1 rRNA gene is annotated in these 248 nt (G+C 54.0%); it reads right to left on the reverse strand.

Annotated elements, in window-relative coordinates:
* Positions 1-248 (reverse strand): 16S ribosomal RNA (locus SB751_RS33720); the annotation flags it as partial.

Below are 248 nucleotides of genomic sequence, written 5' to 3' on the forward strand. Positions count from 1 at the left end.
CAGTGTTGACCCAGGTGGCTGCCTTCGCCATCGGTATTCCTTCAGATCTCTACGCATTTCACCGCTACACCTGAAATTCTACCACCCTCTATCACACTCTAGTTTGCCAGTTCGAAATGCAGTTCCCAGGTTGAGCCCGGGGCTTTCACATCTCGCTTAACAAACCGCCTGCGTACGCTTTACGCCCAGTAATTCCGATTAACGCTCGCACCCTCCGTATTACCGCGGCTGCTGGCACGGAGTTAGCC

Source organism: Cupriavidus sp. SIMBA_020 (assembly GCF_046535395.1).
GTDB classification, from domain to species: domain Bacteria; phylum Pseudomonadota; class Gammaproteobacteria; order Burkholderiales; family Burkholderiaceae; genus Cupriavidus; species Cupriavidus campinensis.